Here is a 15,047-nt window from a genome sequence, read left to right on the forward strand (position 1 = left end):
CGCTACCAGAACATTTGCTGAAAGTAGTTAAATTAAATCTACTTTGTCGACTTTATAATAAGACAGATAGCCAATAATAAGCCCTAATAGACACATAATTATAGGGACACCGATAAATTGAAATAAACTGGCAGATGTACCCCCATTTGAAACCGTTGTATTAATAACAAATCCAATTAAAACAGCTGATGTAATTGTCGAAGCTGTTGATTTTTTGCGCATACCAAAGTATAGAGGAATTAAGCTTACCCCAGCAATCATAAATGCATGGATAAAAGTAGACGGTATTGTAGCTACCATTTCCTGTATTTCAACAGACGTTTCAAACAAGTTCATCATTGGATTTAAGAAATAAACAGCGATATTGATCATAATGGTTGCAATCATAATGCTAAAGAAACAAAATCCAAAAACTAGAGACAGCTTAGCAAGAATAATTTTTTTCCTTTTTAATGGATACGTAAATAATAATTGGACTGTCTTATTTTTATATTCGTCAATGACTAAACGAGATAAAATCACACTCGCAAAAATGATAAACACAATGCGAATTAAAATATTTGTTAAAGACATAAAATCTGTATAATCCTGAAACATCTTTTCATCTCCGGAACCCACGGCCATAAGTGCAACTGCCGCAAAAATCCCAACAATACAAATAATTAAGCTTTTAAAATAGCTAGCTATTCGATTCTTTTTCCATTCAAGTCTTAATAGTTTAAGCAATTTGATTACCCCCATTAATAAGATTTAAGAAATACTCTTCTAAATGTTGTTGCTGTTTTTCAATTCCATTGACAACAATGTCATTTAAAATAAGTTCTTTATTAATTTGAGATTGAGAAATGTCATGTTCAAAAATTCGAATACAATGCTGATTCACAATTTCATATTTTCGAATACCTAATTTGTTCTCTAGCACATGTGCTGTTTTTTTCAAATCATCTATTTTAATCTCCAAGTACTCCATGTTTTCTTTTCGAATATCCTCCATTCTTACTTCCTTTAATAATTTTCCATGATGGAGGATGCCAATTGTATCTGCTATTGATTCAATTTCTGCCACGATATGACTTGATATTAAAATAGTGATTCCATGCTCTTCTTTTAAAAGCATTAAAAGCTCGCGTATATCTTTAATGCCTATAGGATCAAGACCATTAATCGGCTCATCAAGAATCAGAATCTCTGGTTTCGTGACAATTGCCCGTGCGATGCCTAACCTTTGCTTCATCCCTAGCGAAAACTCATGGATTTTTTTATTTTCCACTCCATTTAACCCCACAATATCTAGTGCCTCTTTTACAGCTCCTTTTTCATAAACACCAATATACTCGCAGTGAAGCTCTAAATTTTCCTTTGCTGTCAATCTTCCATAAAACTCTGGATACTCAATAATGCTACCTATTTTACTCAAGTATTGATAGGAAGTAGTCGAAATGGATTGATTAAATATTTTAATCTCACCTGAGGTTGGTTTTACTAAATTTAAAATCATTTTCATAATCGTCGTTTTTCCAGCCCCATTCGGACCTAAAAACCCATAAATCTCCCCTTTCTTAACGTTCATATTGACATCCGAGACGGTCTCGATTCCTTTAAAGCTCTTACTTAATTGATGTATTTGAATAACGGTTTCCAAGTTATGTGCTCCTTACCAATTTGAATTTGTTACATTAAGCTTAATAAGTGAAAGTAAAATCAAAGTAAACTCGATGGAAAATGACAGTAATTTTTTTCAAGAGAGTAAGGATATAAGGATCAGAAGCTGTTATGATGAGATTGAAATGAGGGATAAAATTGGAAGCTGCAGAAAAAATCCTAATCGTAGATGATGAAATTGGCATCTTAAAGTTATTAGAAATTACGTTGAGGAAAGAAAACTTTATCAATATTGATACTGCATCGACAGGCAAAGGTACACTACAGCTTGTAAAAGAAAATCAGTACGATATTATTTTGCTCGATATCATGCTACCAGATATAAGTGGCTTTGAACTTTGTACAGAAATACGTAAGCAGACAAATACACCTATTATTTTTGTCAGTGCTCGCTCTACAGATTTTGATAAACTAACAGGATTGGGTATTGGTGGAGATGATTATATTACAAAGCCTTTTAATCCTTTAGAGGTCATCGCTCGAATAAAGGTCATCCTTCGACGTCAAAAAATGTATGAGAGTTCTCAGCAACAACAGAGCACAAAATTCGACTTTGGTTATTTTGCTCTTAACCCTGAATCTGCAACATTAATCGTTAACGATCAACTTGTCGAATGTACAGCTAAGGAGCTAGAGCTACTACATTTCTTTTGTAAAAATCCTAATCGCATTTTCACAACTTCACAGCTCTATGAATTCGTGTGGGGAAATGATGTATATGGCGAGGAGAAAACCGTCACGATTCATATTTCAAAGCTAAGGAAAAAGCTTGGGGATGATACGCGTAAACCTAAAATAATTGTGAATTTAAGGGGCATTGGGTATAAATTCATTCCACCAAAAGAGGATTCATTATGCGAATAAAAACTCGATTTACGTTACATCTTGCACTGGGGATTATTCTGTGGATGCTTTTGAGTGGTATTTGTATTGTTATCGGACTCGAAGGTATTCTCCCACTCTTTAAAAAATCTGTTAGTGAAGCTTATCAGAGTCTACTAGTCGCATGGATTTTCGGGTTTAGTACTATTGTTTGCATCGCTGTATTTGGTTGGTATTTCGGGGGTCCTCTTGGTTTTATAATGTCTTGGATCCATCAGCTATCACAGGAAAACTATACACAACCTGTTGGACTAACTAAAATCTACACCCGTAAAGGGAAGCTCCGTATGCGTTACATGTTATATCAAGAAGTACTTCAACACCTACAATCCTTATCAGGAAAATTAAAAGCTGCTGAAACAGAACGTGAAAAGGTTGAACAAGCAAAACAAGAATGGATTGCCGGTATATCACATGATTTAAAAACGCCATTAACGTATATTACAGGCTACTCCACTCTATTATTAAACGATCAATACGATTGGTCTAAGGAGGAAGCTCGTTCCTTTATTCAAGAAATCGCAGATAAAGGCAAGCATATGGAGGAACTTATTCAAGATTTAAGTCTCGTCATTCAGTTTAATAATACAGACGGAAAGTTACCGTTGCATAAAACCAACCAGGATATTGTGGATTTTACAAAAAGAATTGTTGCTAATATAAGCAATAATCCACAGGCAAATGACTATATATTGCATTTTAAAGCGGAAACTTCTGTAATCAACATTGACTTTGATACGAAATTCATGCAACGGATATTGCAAAACATTCTTATGAATTCCATTATCCACAATCCACCTAACACAGATATTTATACACAGATTGTTGATAGTAATAAGCATGTAGAAATCCACATTGTGGATAACGGCGTAGGGATGTCCACACACATGCTAGAAAATATTTTTCAGCAATATTATCGCGGAACAACAACAGATGCCTCCTCTGAGGGTACTGGGCTCGGCATGGCGATTGTTTATAAACTCGTTCAAGCTCATAACGGCACTATCTCTGTACAGAGCGAACCTTCTAATGGAACAACGTTTATTATTACAGTACCTAAAAAATAGAAACCCCACCTCTTAGAAGCTAACATCTAAGAGGTGGGGTTTTTGCCTAGTCACTTTTGAATGCCTTTTTATTTGATAACAAAAGCGCACAAAGAATAATAAATATTCCTATTATATGCTGCAATGCCAATGATTCGTTTAAAATAAAATACCCCATCAGTACACCAACTACAGGAACCATGTAATTACTAAAGGAAGCAAATAATGCTCCTCTTTTTTTAATTAATAGGTTATATAGCATGTAAACAATCCCCGCGTGGAAAATACCTAAAATAACAATCGAGGCCATTTGTAGCCTATCTATATCCAAATGTAATGGTCGTTCAAAGATAAAGGCTCCTGGTAACAATATGATTGTAGCAATCCATAATACATTTCGCATATGAATAACTGACGAACGATTATCTAATTTTTCCATCAAAATTAATGACAGTGCAAAACTAATTGCCGCCAATAAGAGGAGCGCATTTCCAAATACTGTTTCTGAGCCGCTCATTGCTTGTGTCGGCCATGATAGAATAACCATTCCTAAAAATCCTAAAAAAATACTGGAAAATTGAAACTTACTTACTTTCTTTTTAAAGAAAAGTACGAAAAGAATTAAAGTGATAATTGGTACTGTCGCTATAAGCATAGATGCAATGCTGCTCGAAACATACTTTTGTCCTTGGGCAATAAGGATAAAGGGTAACACTACTTCAAAAAAAGCAATGCCAACATACAATTTGAAATCGGTCGAGCCTTTTTCTCTTTTAAAAAATAAGCTAATGAAGGATAAACATAGAGCACCAATGATTGCTTTTAGCAAGGATAGGGTAACTGCTCCAATATCATTCGTTACTAGCGCTACGAAGAAAAATTGAGAACCCCAAATACAGCTTATTAATAGTAAAAGGATATATTTACTCATTGTGCTCCCCTCCTATGCCCAAAATAATTGGTTCCTATTACGCCAATAATAATGACTAGCCCACCAATCAAATGATAGAAATGAAATGTTTCCTGTAAAAAGATCACACCCGATAGTATTGTAATAAGCGTAGCAAAATTACTAAAAACACTCATTTTGGAAGCTTCCAATATCGATAAAGTATAATTTGACAAGTAGGAAGTAACGAGGGAGGATAGAATACCTAAATATAAAATAGCTATAACAAAATCCACATGAACAAATGGTTTGAAAAATTGAAGAAGCGTACCATTTATTAAGTGATTTCCAATTGCTACTCCATTAAAAATTACAAACCCACATAATGTCATCACATATGTTAATGTCAGTAATGAATATTGTTTTGTAAGCTTTCTTGCTAAAACGTTATATAGCGAAGCCGCGCAAGCTGACAGTAATATAAATCCACTACCGATTAAATTTCCTGAGCTAGCACTTCCATTGTTCATAAAGAGCATATAGATAACTCCAAATACTGATAAACTAATGAAAATAAGTTGTTCTCGTGTAGCTTTTTCCTTTAAAAGTAGACTTGCAAGCACTAATGTAAAAATAGGAATTGTCGCTTGAATAATTCCAGCCTCTGTCGAGGAAATTCTTGCGAGTCCAAGCACCTGAAAAGTAAAAAATGCTATCGGATATAATAGTGCCAAAGGTAGAATTTTGGCTATATCTTGTTTATTAATTTTCAACTTATTCTGGGTAATGACTATACAAAAGACAATACCAATAAGTGCGATAGTAAATCGATGTGCAAGTGTATCAATAGGGCTTGCCACTGTCAATGTAACTTTAACAAACATAAATGATAGCCCAATGACAAAAGCATAAATAATTGCTGCCAAATACGCCTTTCTTTTTACTGTCATATAATGTACTCCTTCTTTTCATTCCGGCCGGTAAAGCTATAGTAATAAAAAGTAAAGACTCACACGATATAAAAAATACACATCTGTACCGATACAGATGTGTAGGAGGATGTATATGCTTAAATATGAATTAATCTATTCCAAGCTATTGAACCAAATACAAACAGGTGCCCTACAGTCTGGCGCAAAGCTTCCCTCTATTCGTAATTTATCTCAAGAATTTTCTTGTAGTAAAAGCACCATATTAACCGCCTTAAGGAAACTGGAAAATCAGCATCTTATCTATGCCCTAGCCAAAAGTGGTTACTATGTCGTTGACAATCAACTTCCAGATAAGCCACAAGAATACAACTGTATTGATTTTGCGACATCATCACCTAGTTGGCATGCATTCCCCTACAAGGATTTTCAGCATTGTATTAATAAAGCTATTGAGACATATCAAGCAGACTTATTTCGATATGGCACAGCAAAAGGATTACCTTCGCTAATTATAGAAGCAAAAAAATTGTTAGAATCGTATCAAATATTTACAAAGGAAGATAATATCTTTATCACTTCTGGTGTACAGCAGTCTCTCTTCTTGTTAAGTGTTATGCCATTTCCTAATAATCGGACAACAATTTTAGTAGAACAGCCTAGCTACCATCTATACATGGATTATTTAAAAACATATCAAATACCAGTAATGGGCATTAAAAGAACATTAGAAGGTATAGATTTAGAAGAGTTAGAAATTATTTTTAAGAAGCATGATATTAAGTTTTTTTATACAATGCCACGCCTGCACAATCCTCTAGGTACTTCCTTTAGCAAAAAAGAGAAGGATGATATTCGAAAGCTTGCCTATAAATATAATGTTTATATCGTTGAAGATGACTATTTAGCGGATTTCGATCAAAATACAAAAAATGATCCAATATTTACAGATGATACTGAGGAGCATGTTATATATTTAAAAAGCTTCTCTAAAATTATGTTTCCAGGCTTACGTATTGGACTTGCTATTTTACCAAATGCCTTCATTGATATTTTTCAGAAACAAAAAAACACTACTGATATTGATAGTTCCATGATTTCACAAGCTGCGCTAGAGCTATATTTAAAAAGTGGTATGTTTGAACGCTACCAAAAGAAAGTGAGCGAAGCCTATACAATACGCGCCAATATACTTCAGCAATCCATCAAAACTTATTTGCCAAAATATCAAGCATCTACAGAAATTTGCATGCATAGTCATATCGTATTGCCAAGGGAGGTCAATACAAATATGCTCATACAGCATTTAACACAGCAGGACATTTATTTAGATACAATTGATCGAAATTATTTAAATGAATTTTACCGAGAACGAATTTTAAAACTAAATGTTTCGAATGTAGCTGACCAAAAAATTGAGGTCGGTATAAAGGGAATTGCTCAGGCCCTCAGCAATCCTAATAACTACTTTTAAATGGGAATGGATTCATTCATGAAAATTTGTAGCTAGACATATAGTTAGACATCATCATTTGGTTCAATAAGGAGGATTATATGCATTCGGAAAAAATGAGACTAAGAAAGATTCAACATCTAGCTCATGAAATTACTGATGAAATGAATAAAGGTGAAGAACTTGCCCACTTAGAAACATTAATTCCTGTTATTGATAATTTGTCTCGTGCCATTGGCGATTTAACAGATTCCTATGGACAGTATTCATTAGATTATGTAGAGGAAAAAGTAAAACATGCTCATGCGCTCTTATTTAACAAGGAAAAAGTGGATGTCTATTTATAAAGACATGGGAAAAGGGTAGCCATATATTTGGTTACCCTTAAAAAATTTAATGCGTTTCAGGATTGAATGTTTTGCAATCTGTTTCTTCACTATTAGATGCCTGCTGTCCCTTTTGACTTACAACATAAATTTTTTCTGCAGTACATTTGTTTCCAGAATCCCAAAATGTACAGTTATTGACTTCACAAAGAATTTCTTGTGCCATTGTTTCCACACCTCCTCTTTTTTATCATTAACAAAATCGAGGTATTCAATACTTATTTATAGAAGGTGTAATGATACTGAAATATACATCATCTTATATGGATGTTTACTCGCTATTTGCTTTCTGATTAAGAAACTTCGGTTTCATAATTATGAAAAGAGGCTAGGACAAAATTATCTTTGCAGGGATGAGCGATTTATCGAGACAGTTTTGAGATTTATCGAAACAGTTTTGAGATTTATCGAAACAGTTTTGAGATTTATCGAGAACTTTTCATTGTTTATCGACCAACTTTATCGATTTATCACCCAACTTTCGGAAAATATCGATATCTACCTTCATGCGACACTACCTGACTGCACTGATAATTCGCGTCGCATATTTTTAATGTAAAATTAAACATCAAAAAAGCGAGAAATCAACGTTTCTAAATTGATTTCTCGCAACTTTTTAAGGTTTTGACCAGATTTATCCCAGCCTCATTTTTTTCTGCACATTATTCTATAACTTTTGTCGGTGTTGCCTCTTGAACAATTATCATGCCATTATATGCCTCAGCAGGTGTCATATTAATTGTATAAAGCATCTTCATAAACTTATACCAAACACTAAAGTCATCTCCGATATTACCCATTCTTTGTTTTTTTGCTAAGATGTCAGCTAAATCAGGCGATTCATTAGCCTTTTTAAAGTCTACATAGAATATATTTTCCTTCACTTCGCTGAAAGCATCTATTAATGCATTATGGTGCTTAATTGTATACTCTTTTCTTTCGCCTGACCCATTTTGTGCCTGAAACGTATTATTAACAAAGTCAGTCCCAATAGCAAAGTACGCATCTTTATACACTTCATCTAAGTATTGGCCCATAGATTTGTATCCTGCCATATTCGCTGAAGTTTTCTCTATATGCCCATTATGAGCAGACATCAGTACTTTATCATGTCCTTGAGCCGCCTCAAAATCAACGATCCATTGTAAGTTGTTCGCTAAATACTCATCACGAAGATTCATATAATTACTGTCATTTAAAAATAATTGCGTGCGTTGCTTCATGATTTGTACATATTGAGCAGCAAATAAATAAGCTTCTTTTGATGATTGCTTTACATAAGCATCTTTATTTGTTTCCAAATCCTTTATGATGGCATCAATATTTTCGTCTAGTTCTTTTAGTTGGTCATTCTTTAAATCGCGCATTGTCTTATTTGAAACGTGTTGTAACAGGGCTGCATATTCCTTTGCTTTGTCCTGATCAACCACTTCATAATAATCCAATAACCCTTTTTTACTAAAATCATAACGTTGCATATCGTTACCGTAAAAATAAACTTTATCTTTCTCATCGGCTGTCATGTTATAATCATGCATCCATTGAACAAACTCAATCATTTGCTCCGTTTTATAGATACCATAATCCAGAGTTTTTACCGCTTCCTCAGCTGTGCCAGTACCATTTAAAATAAACTGATTGATTTGCTGAGCGCCACCAAAATCACCTTCTAACACAAAAACACGAACATTTTCATTTTTTATTAGAGCTTGAAATACATCCTTCTTTAAAGTTTGGAATTCAACGTTACCATGTGTTGCTTCTCCAAAACCAATTACTTTCACATCATTCGGAATATCGATATCCTCAACCGCAGATGTATATTTTGAAGCATCTTTAATGGGTTCTCCCTTTCCACATCCAGCTAGAGATAACAAAAGAAATAATGCTGAAATTAATAGAAAGCCCCTTTTAACAAATACCATTTATAAAAATCTCCTTTAATCTATAGAAAAAGTTATCCCGCGTTAACGGGCAGTAATTTATCTGTACTGAAAGCGAAGCATCAGGTACAAGTCTCACACCTCACATTTTAGAGAAAGCAAAGAAGTTAAGTGAGAGATTAACTGCCCGTAATCGCCCGATTGGTGAAGACTAATAATCAGAGGGGATGAAGTAAATCCCCACTGATTAAAGTTTCACTTTATACAGCTTTTCGTTGGAAATATAAATACCCTCCAAGGAAAAACAGTAAGAACCCTCCTCCTACAACTGTTAATAATTGATCCCAAGGCACAAAGAATACATCATCCGTATTGCCGACTATATACATCATTGAGAATGGCTGAGCCCATGGATAGTAAGGTCCAAAACGCTCGGAATTGATGATTAATATGGAAGGTAAAGTAAAAATAACGTTTACTGCAAATGGGGCAGCAAAGCTTTTAAACATAATGGACATCCACAGCTGCAAAGCGACTAATGGCAATGTCGCTACCCATCCTCCGATAATGCTCTTCCAAACAATCTCCATTGGGAAAGGGTCTGTATAGCCCTTTATCATGCCTACAGCAAATATAGAACATAAATACAATAACTGCATCGCCAACACAAGAAGCATAATTAATGCATACTTAGCTACAAATACTCTTCCTCTTGTCACCGGCAATGCTAAAAGCTGTTTCCAGCCTCCAGATTGATGCTCATATCTACAAATAAGACTCGCAAATACCCCTGCAATTAAAGGTAGAAATAATAATGCATACGTTAAATTCATTGAAAATAACGGAGTGTACCAATTATTCACTTCAAAACCTTGCATTTTAGATTCAAAATTTGATGTTAATCCGATAAAAAGTCCGATAATAGGCCCTGCTAAGATTATTGGCACCATTTTTGATTTTCTCAGTTTAAACCATTCAGCGCTCAGTATAGACCACATTTATTTTACATCCCTTCTAGCAAAATCTATCATTCCGATAATATACAGTAAAATACCAATGCCTATCCCAAGCATGACATTAATAACGGGCTCATCCCATTGATTCATTAACGATGGCCATTTCCAAATCATCCAGTCAGGCAATACATATGAGGAATAGGTAAAAATCACGCCGAAAATACCTACTGTAATTGGGATCCCCTGATTATGACAAACACTCGCAATCCAAAGCTGAAGTGCTAATATTGGCAATGCAGCAAAATATGGATAATAAGCAAATTTAGCAAGTTCCGCATATGGTATGCTATCACCTAAATCTAAAAACACTCCATAAGCCATTGACATTAGCATTAAAATCGTAGAAGACATAAATAGTAAAATTGCCAAGACAGTGAATTTTGATAAGTACACTGTTAATTTAGACACCGGTAGTGCAATTAATTGCTTCCAAGCGTTCGTTTCATTTTCAATACTCGCCATAAATGAAGTTAAAATAGCAATCCCTAAAACTATAGCTAGTGGTGTAAATGAATGAACGTTTAATAAATAGAAGCCCCAATCGTCCTCGCTTTGCTCTAACAAATAGTCCTTCCTTAAACCGTAATTCACCATTTGCAGAGCAACAACACCAATTGGTCCTAAAGCTGTTAAAAACCATAATCCTTTGCGTTTAATTTTCAAAAAGTCAGAAGTTAACAGTTTTCCTATCATAGCGCTTGCTCTCCTGTTGTCATTTGAAGGAAAATCTCCTCTAATGATCGCTTCTCTTCCTCTACTCGGTAAACCGAAATGCCTTCTTGTACGAGGATTTGTACAATATGTGCCACTTTTTCATCTGAGCATTCATCTAATAAAATGAGGTCATCCCTATGTTCTGCCTTAATGCCATTTGCTACTAGTGAACGCCAACCCTTGTCACCATTGCTCACCTTAATTAATACCTTTGGCTGAGCAAATCTACGCATTGCTTCAATCGAATCTTGGAAAATCATTTTTCCCTTCGTAACGATGCCCACTTGTGTAGCCATTTGATCAATTTCTGATAGTAGATGACTTGAAATAATAATCGTCATCCCATATTCCGAAGGCAGTCGTTTAATTAAATTACGGATTTCGATAATACCAGATGGATCAAGACCATTTGTTGGTTCATCTAAAATCAGTAATTCAGGATTATGTAACAAAGATGCAGCAATACCTAAACGTTGCTTCATCCCAAGAGAAAAGCCTTTTACTTTTTTATTTGCAGCATCCTTTAAACGAACAATTTCTAGCACTTCATCAATACGTGATTTTGGTACACCTAAAATTTTTCTTAGCGCTTCTAAATTTTCATAAGCCGTTAAATGTGGATAATAGGAAGGGTTCTCTACTAATGAACCGATTTTTTCCAAAATATTAATTCGTTCCTTCGTTATATCTTTTTGGAAAATTTTAATTGTCCCAGAAGATGGCTTCATCAGCCCGAGAAGCATACGAATCGTCGTAGTCTTTCCCGCTCCATTCGGTCCTAAGAATCCGTATATTTCACCTTTTCGTATTTTTAAATTTATATTTGATACAGCTTGCTCTTTACCAAAGCTTTTTGATAAATTTTCTGTTTGTACGATATATTCCATTGTCCTCACCTCTGTAATTATCATAAGTAATGAAGGTTAAAAGCAGGTAAGGTCTAAGTTTAAATTTTGTTTAAAAAAGGCACTTTATCATAACGTGGGTTGATTTTCGTTCCGGCTGAGCGCTTTCCTAGGGGCGTCAGCTGAGCCACTGATCCCAAGGAATTTGCATGGATTATGAATCAAAAAATAGCATGCCATAAACTTTGATGGCATACTATTTGGACAATCACTCTATGTACGAAAAATTGAAGCATGCCTTAACATGCTTCATGGAATATTCTATTTGTAGTGTTTAATTGTAATCTTGGTGCCGGATTCACTTGACTCAATATCCCATTCTAAATCCATGCTCTTCACCATAATATCAACGATAGATAAGCCGATACCAGCACCTTTAGCATTGGATTCATTTTTCATTCCGTTTCCATGATCCTTTATGATAAATGCATCATAGTGCTCCGTCGATTCGGTCTCCACGCCAATATATTTCCCACTATTCGCATGGCGTAATATATTTTGGAATAAATTATCGAGTATACGTCCAAGCCAAATCGGATCAACTTGCCATTCATTTTTCTCAAATGGGTGTATCTCAATATCGATTTCAAAGCCTTCCTTTTCAAACACTGAATACCATGTAGTCATTTGCTCACGTACAAAACGTATAACGTTGATTTCTTTCGCCTCAAATTTATATTTACTAGCCATCAGTAATGTATAGGACATTAAATTTTCTATTAAAGCGTCAACACTAACAATCGATGTTTCCATTGCCTTAATCGCTTGTTTTCCATCCTCTGATAATGCCTCTTTACTAATTGAATATGATTGCGCTCGTATTTTCGTTAATGGTGTTCGTAAATCATGTGATAAATTAGCAATCAATTCACGTCTTAGCTGTTCTTCCTTTTGCTCACGATCCTTACTCTCCCTAAGCTCGCACACCATACGATTAAAGCTTTGTTCAAGCTGACCGATTTCATCCTTTTTCTTGACCTTCGTTTCAATAGGCAAGCCATCTACATCACGAATTTCCATTGCTTCCTGAAGGTGCAATAGCCGTTTTCGAATCCCTCTGAAAAATAAAAAGGAGACTATAATGAAAAATAATATAATCGCAATAACGCCGACAATTAAAAGGTGCCCATATTGTTCATAAACATTTTTAAGAGGTGGATTAAACACTTCCCTAGGAATTTCAAAAACGATAAATCCATTCGATTCGTTCTCACCTAAAAAGGCAATGACGGTAAATGGATCTCCACCATAGCGCTCTTTTATAAATTTTGCAGTATATGCTGGCGTCCATTCTGATGGAAGTTGCTTCGTCACATTCAACGTTGTAAGTAATGTACCATCCTTACCTACCCAAAACATAGACGCTTTAGGGTATTGTTTCTCCCAACTTTCAAAATGCCCGGAAATTGTTCCCTCTTTAACGTCTTTTATACTTTTAGCTTCAGCATGCCACTTTTCCTCTACTTCGCTTTCCATAAGAACTTCACTTGAAAAATCAGTTTTTCCTATTCCAAACATAAAAGCGGCAATTGCAAAGTATGATAATTGAACAATTGATATGGCTAAAAAAATAATCAGCATATACTTTACTAATAATGATCGAAAAAATTTCATTGTTTCACCCTATATCCAATACCACGAATGGTTTCAATAATTGTCGGCTTGGCTGGATTTATTTCTATCTTTTCTCTTAAGTATCGAATATGCACCATTAATGTTTTATCGCCTTCTATATAGCTTTCACCCCAGACACCTTCATACAGCTGTTCCTTCGTTAAAATTTGATTTAAATGGCGAATAAAATACTGCAATAGATAGAACTGCTTACCTGTTAATTGAATTTCTTCATTAGTTTCCTTGCTGATAACCCGCATATCTTTCGTATAAATTTTTAAATGCTGAAGATCTAGTACATCATCATTCTTTTGATATCTTCTTAGTAAAACCTCAACACGAGCTATCAGTTCATCTGGGTGGAATGGCTTCGTTAAATAATCATCTGCGAAGTTAAGGCCCTCTATTTTATCCTCTACAGCAGTTCGTGCTGACAGCATTAAAATTGGGATCTCTTTATTTTCTCGCTTAATTCTTTTGCCAATTGAAAAGCCATCTAAGCCTGGTAACATTACATCTAATATAGCAATATCCTTAAAAGCTATGTGCTGATCGACTTCTTCCCCAGATTCGAGCCATGTAACCTCGTATCCTCTTTCCGTTAAATCCTTTGTCACCCATTGGCCAATCTCTTTTTCGTCTTCTATGTACAATATCCGATACAATGGTAATCCTCCCAATCTGCTCTAGATTTTAGAAATAAATGTTATTCTGTATTATACGATTTCATAGATTTGTACTCAATCATTGTCTGTAAAGTGAGAGAGTCCTTGAATAAATCACATCTAAGGCTAGGGGTATGTCGATAAAATCAAATTATTTCTCGTTAAAACAAGCTAACCATCAAAGAAAACGTATTTGGATTCCCCAAATACGTCTATCTTTTCAGTTATTTGTAATGATCAACATATCATTATCATCGAACTGCCACATATCGCCATAAGCAACTTCCCAATAGTAGCCGTTTGGATCTTGGAAATAGCCACTATAGCCACCCCAGAATACAGTTTCTGGCTCCTTGACGATTTTCGCCCCCGCCTTTTTAGCCAAATCAAACACTTGATCAACTTCCTCTTTCGACTTTCCGTTATAAGCAAGTGTAATCCCGTTAAAGCCATTGTCGATAGCAGGTGGATTTGCTTCGTTAATATCTTTTACTAGACGGTCAATCGGAAACAGTGAGATTTTTGTTCCTCCATTATTAAAGAAAATAACATCTGGATTTGTTTCCTCACCATAAACAATTACTTCAAATCCCAGACCCTCTCGATAAAATCTAAGAGACTCGACCATATCTTTTACACCCAACGTAATTAAATTTAAACGATTCATCTCTCCATCTCCTTTATAAAAGTTTCAATATACTTATTCTATTTCGAGCATTGAATCCCCTTCTATCCACTCATTTTGCTTCAGACCAAATACTTTTTGTATAAGCCATTTTTCAATCCGCAACGTTCCATATTATTTTGACTAATGGATGCGAATTTTGCATGACCTATCATTAAACTACAATTTTGTTTGAGGCCGATCCTCGTAAACTAATAAAAATTTCTTACAGCGAACCATTGATATCTCACAAAAGTAACCTCCACGTTTCTATGAAACCAAAAAGTGCGTACTTTTTTTTGCACTGGCATGAAAGCATAATAAGAAAGCAACAGAGCA

The 15,047-nt window shown here is 34.9% G+C and carries 16 protein-coding genes; 4 read left to right on the plus strand and 12 right to left on the minus strand.

What is annotated here, in order from left to right; all coding sequences use genetic code 11:
• Window positions 1–27: 27 nt before the first annotated feature.
• Window positions 28–726 (minus strand): ABC transporter permease, encoded by a 699-nt coding sequence (locus FJQ98_RS24655; protein ID WP_053593857.1) that lies wholly within the window; start codon window positions 724–726, stop codon window positions 28–30.
• Window positions 719–1,642, minus strand: coding sequence for an ABC transporter ATP-binding protein (locus FJQ98_RS24660; protein WP_053593856.1), 924 nt, complete (start codon window positions 1,640–1,642; stop codon window positions 719–721). The genes FJQ98_RS24655 and FJQ98_RS24660 overlap by 8 nt, the downstream gene beginning before the upstream one ends.
• Before the next feature lie 158 nt (window positions 1,643–1,800).
• On the opposite strand from FJQ98_RS24660, the gene FJQ98_RS24665 reads away from it, so the two are divergent.
• Together FJQ98_RS24665 and FJQ98_RS24670 are read left to right on the plus strand one after the other, a co-directional pair.
• Window positions 1,801–2,526, plus strand: coding sequence for a response regulator transcription factor (locus FJQ98_RS24665; protein WP_053593855.1), 726 nt, complete (start codon window positions 1,801–1,803; stop codon window positions 2,524–2,526).
• The gene (locus FJQ98_RS24670; RefSeq protein ID WP_053593854.1) at window positions 2,517–3,611 is read left to right on the plus strand and encodes a sensor histidine kinase; all 1,095 of its coding nucleotides are present in this window, start codon (window positions 2,517–2,519) and stop codon (window positions 3,609–3,611) included. Before FJQ98_RS24665 ends, FJQ98_RS24670 begins: the two co-directional genes overlap by 10 nt.
• Before the next feature lie 46 nt (window positions 3,612–3,657).
• On the opposite strand, the gene FJQ98_RS24675 is transcribed toward FJQ98_RS24670, so the two are convergent.
• Complete coding sequence (locus FJQ98_RS24675) at window positions 3,658–4,521, minus strand: DMT family transporter (protein WP_201406574.1); 864 nt, start codon at window positions 4,519–4,521, stop codon at window positions 3,658–3,660.
• A complete protein-coding gene (locus tag FJQ98_RS24680; protein ID WP_053593852.1) occupies window positions 4,518–5,429 on the minus strand; it encodes a DMT family transporter in 912 nt (303 codons plus the stop codon). Before FJQ98_RS24680 ends, FJQ98_RS24675 begins: the two co-directional genes overlap by 4 nt.
• A gap of 115 nt (window positions 5,430–5,544) precedes the next feature.
• Between FJQ98_RS24680 and FJQ98_RS24685 the strand changes: the two genes are divergently transcribed.
• Together FJQ98_RS24685 and FJQ98_RS24690 are read left to right on the plus strand one after the other, a co-directional pair.
• A complete protein-coding gene (locus tag FJQ98_RS24685; RefSeq protein ID WP_053593851.1) occupies window positions 5,545–6,882 on the plus strand; it encodes an aminotransferase-like domain-containing protein in 1,338 nt (445 codons plus the stop codon).
• An 80-nt stretch (window positions 6,883–6,962) separates the two neighbouring features.
• A complete protein-coding gene (locus tag FJQ98_RS24690) occupies window positions 6,963–7,208 on the plus strand; it encodes a hypothetical protein (RefSeq protein WP_053593850.1) in 246 nt (81 codons plus the stop codon).
• A 46-nt stretch (window positions 7,209–7,254) separates the two neighbouring features.
• Here FJQ98_RS24690 and FJQ98_RS24695 read toward each other — a convergent pair whose 3' ends face one another.
• The 8 genes from FJQ98_RS24695 to FJQ98_RS24730 all read right to left on the minus strand — a co-directional run bounded on the left by FJQ98_RS24695 (window position 7,255) and on the right by FJQ98_RS24730 (window position 14,711).
• On the minus strand, window positions 7,255–7,413 hold the full coding sequence (locus FJQ98_RS24695) for a DUF1540 domain-containing protein (RefSeq protein WP_075807207.1): 159 nt from the start codon (window positions 7,411–7,413) through the stop codon (window positions 7,255–7,257).
• A gap of 496 nt (window positions 7,414–7,909) precedes the next feature.
• Window positions 7,910–9,172 (minus strand): erythromycin esterase family protein, encoded by a 1,263-nt coding sequence (locus FJQ98_RS24700; protein WP_053593849.1) that lies wholly within the window; start codon window positions 9,170–9,172, stop codon window positions 7,910–7,912.
• A gap of 218 nt (window positions 9,173–9,390) precedes the next feature.
• Window positions 9,391–10,128: an ABC transporter permease gene (locus FJQ98_RS24705; RefSeq protein WP_053593848.1), complete on the minus strand. Its 738-nt coding sequence runs from the start codon at window positions 10,126–10,128 to the stop codon at window positions 9,391–9,393.
• Window positions 10,129–10,839: an ABC transporter permease gene (locus tag FJQ98_RS24710; RefSeq protein ID WP_053593847.1), complete on the minus strand. Its 711-nt coding sequence runs from the start codon at window positions 10,837–10,839 to the stop codon at window positions 10,129–10,131.
• Entirely contained in the window at window positions 10,836–11,747 is a 912-nt protein-coding gene (locus FJQ98_RS24715) for an ABC transporter ATP-binding protein (protein WP_053593846.1), read from the minus strand. Before FJQ98_RS24715 ends, FJQ98_RS24710 begins: the two co-directional genes overlap by 4 nt.
• Window positions 11,748–12,026: 279 nt before the next feature.
• Entirely contained in the window at window positions 12,027–13,379 is a 1,353-nt protein-coding gene (locus FJQ98_RS24720) for a sensor histidine kinase (protein WP_053593845.1), read from the minus strand.
• The gene (locus FJQ98_RS24725; RefSeq protein ID WP_053593844.1) at window positions 13,376–14,044 is read right to left on the minus strand and encodes a response regulator transcription factor; all 669 of its coding nucleotides are present in this window, start codon (window positions 14,042–14,044) and stop codon (window positions 13,376–13,378) included. The genes FJQ98_RS24720 and FJQ98_RS24725 overlap by 4 nt, the downstream gene beginning before the upstream one ends.
• Before the next feature lie 220 nt (window positions 14,045–14,264).
• Window positions 14,265–14,711 carry a VOC family protein gene (locus FJQ98_RS24730; RefSeq protein ID WP_053593843.1) on the minus strand — a complete coding sequence of 149 codons (447 nt, stop codon included), beginning with the start codon at window positions 14,709–14,711 and terminating at the stop codon, window positions 14,265–14,267.
• Window positions 14,712–15,047 lie beyond the last annotated feature (336 nt).

This window comes from Lysinibacillus agricola, from assembly GCF_016638705.1.
Classification (GTDB): Bacteria; Bacillota; Bacilli; order Bacillales_A; family Planococcaceae; genus Lysinibacillus; species Lysinibacillus agricola.

What these genes read in the sequence shown, in the direction of transcription:
- FJQ98_RS24670 (WP_053593854.1), top strand. Translation starts at nt 2,517, where the DNA reads ATGCGAATAAAAACTCGATTTACGTTACATCTTGCACTGGGGATTATT.
- FJQ98_RS24675 (WP_201406574.1), bottom strand. Translation starts at nt 4,521, where the DNA reads ATGAGTAAATATATCCTTTTACTATTAATAAGCTGTATTTGGGGTTCT.
- FJQ98_RS24680 (WP_053593852.1), bottom strand. Translation starts at nt 5,429, where the DNA reads ATGACAGTAAAAAGAAAGGCGTATTTGGCAGCAATTATTTATGCTTTT.
- FJQ98_RS24685 (WP_053593851.1), top strand. Translation starts at nt 5,545, where the DNA reads ATGCTTAAATATGAATTAATCTATTCCAAGCTATTGAACCAAATACAA.
- FJQ98_RS24690 (WP_053593850.1), top strand. Translation starts at nt 6,963, where the DNA reads ATGCATTCGGAAAAAATGAGACTAAGAAAGATTCAACATCTAGCTCAT.
- FJQ98_RS24695 (WP_075807207.1), bottom strand. Translation starts at nt 7,413, where the DNA reads ATGGCACAAGAAATTCTTTGTGAAGTCAATAACTGTACATTTTGGGAT.
- FJQ98_RS24700 (WP_053593849.1), bottom strand. Translation starts at nt 9,172, where the DNA reads ATGGTATTTGTTAAAAGGGGCTTTCTATTAATTTCAGCATTATTTCTT.
- FJQ98_RS24705 (WP_053593848.1), bottom strand. Translation starts at nt 10,128, where the DNA reads ATGTGGTCTATACTGAGCGCTGAATGGTTTAAACTGAGAAAATCAAAA.
- FJQ98_RS24710 (WP_053593847.1), bottom strand. Translation starts at nt 10,839, where the DNA reads ATGATAGGAAAACTGTTAACTTCTGACTTTTTGAAAATTAAACGCAAA.
- FJQ98_RS24715 (WP_053593846.1), bottom strand. Translation starts at nt 11,747, where the DNA reads ATGGAATATATCGTACAAACAGAAAATTTATCAAAAAGCTTTGGTAAA.
- FJQ98_RS24720 (WP_053593845.1), bottom strand. Translation starts at nt 13,379, where the DNA reads ATGAAATTTTTTCGATCATTATTAGTAAAGTATATGCTGATTATTTTT.
- FJQ98_RS24730 (WP_053593843.1), bottom strand. Translation starts at nt 14,711, where the DNA reads ATGAATCGTTTAAATTTAATTACGTTGGGTGTAAAAGATATGGTCGAG.